The 1,689-nt window shown below is 66.0% G+C and carries 1 protein-coding gene and 1 pseudogene; both read left to right on the top strand.

Going from position 1 to position 1,689, the window contains the following annotated elements:
• Positions 1–117: 117 nt before the first annotated feature.
• Positions 118–615: pseudogene (locus ACTWPW_RS64025) on the top strand (transposase); the annotation flags it as partial.
• Between the two features lie 184 nt (positions 616–799).
• Positions 800–1,036, top strand: coding sequence for a hypothetical protein (locus ACTWPW_RS64030; protein WP_443175011.1), 237 nt, complete (start codon positions 800–802; stop codon positions 1,034–1,036).
• Positions 1,037–1,689 lie beyond the last annotated feature (653 nt).

Genomic DNA, 1,689 nt, shown 5'->3' on the forward strand with positions numbered 1-1,689 from the left:
CGGGGCGCTCTGCTCCTTGAGCCGCTGGACGACTGCCGCCAACTCCAGCAGACCTTCGATGCCAATCATCGCAGCTCCAGGCCCTAACAGCTATATAGGTGCACTGTAGAAAGCTGCTTGAGCACACCTACCGGTTCTGGAAGCAGGCTGCGCGGCTGGATCGTCATCGACATCGACGCCACCATCATCACCGCCACCTCCGACAAGCACGGCGCGGCGGTCACCTTCAAGAAGACGTATGACCTTCACCCGCTGGCCTGCTGGTGCGCCAACACCCAAGAAGCGCTGGCGATGCTGCTTCGGCCCGGGAACGCCGGCAGCAACACCGTCCCCGAGCACCTGCGGATGCTCACCGACGCGCTGGCCCAGATCCCGAACTCCTGCCAGGCCAAGATCTTGGTACGGGTGGACGGCGCGGGCGCCACCCACGACCTGCTGACCCACCTGGAAGGGCTGAACACCGCCCGCCGCACGGTGCGCTACCTGGTCGGCTGGATGATCACCGACCTCGACGAACAAGCCATCGCCCGGCTGCCCGCCACCGCCTGGCAAGAGTCCATCACCCAGGACGGTGACCTGCAGCCCGGCTACCACGTGGCCGAACTGACCGGCCTCAACCAGCGCCAAGGCTGGCCCGCGGGCATGCGGCTGCTGGTGCGCCGGGTCCGCCCCTCGGCCCGCCACCGCAAGAACCTGACCGCCTTCGAAACCCGGACCGGCTGGAAGTACTCGATCACCGTGACCAACATCGGCCGGATGTGGGGCATCGCCGGCTCCCACGACCCGCAAAGGATGGGTATTGGCCGCCAACCTCGGCCACGACCTGGACTGCTGGCTGCGCCTGCTTACCCTGCACGACCAGCCCGGACTGGACCACGCCGAGCCGGACACCATGCGCTACCGGCTCTACCACCTGCCCGCCCGGCTGGCCGCCCACGCCCGCCGCCGCCACCTGCGCATCGACCGCACCTGGCCCTGGGCCCAGGTACTCGTCCTGGCCTGGCAGCGCCTCACCAACCTGCCGGCTCTCACCTGAGAGCCGGACCCGACCACGACGATCCAGGAAGGAGCCTCCTCCGGGCCCGTGGAACCCGGCGCCCCCGCAGCGTCATGCGACGGCCCGCCCCAACCGCCTCGGGGACATTACGGGCGAAACCCGCGGAGCCACTCACGCACCCCAACCAGCTGAAGAATCGAGGTTAGGCGTTCCAGTCAACCCATAGCTCATATGCGGTGCCAGTGTGGGGCGGGACCTGGAAGCACCCATAAGCGGACCACCAGGCTCTATCCTTCCCGAGTGTGCCATAGGCGTGGCACTTTTCCTGATTATACGCGGCGTCAAGCTGGTTGAATGTCGAGTGGTATTCCAGCGCGCTGCCTGCTGCCGTTGCTGGACTAGTCGTACCACCGAGTGCCAGCGCGGCCGCGATTGAGGTCAGCGCTATCTTGAACCCTTTTTGCTTGTGCGGAAATGTCACCATGTTCGCGCTTCCCTTCCCGAAAGGCCGGATGTCGCGTTGCGTGAGGCTCTTACCGCACCGACAGTTTGCTCGACTGCTGGTGCGCTACAGAGGTTGAAAGTCTGAGGTAACACGGCGTGGTTGCGTGCTCATGGCGGGGCTGGGGAGTATGCCGGTGGGATGCGTTATCCGGATGGTGGTGGTCTGAGCCCGGCGGCGCGAGTCAAGC

Source organism: Nonomuraea sp. KM90 (genome assembly GCF_052246675.1).
In the GTDB taxonomy this organism is placed as follows: Bacteria; Actinomycetota; Actinomycetes; order Streptosporangiales; family Streptosporangiaceae; genus Nonomuraea.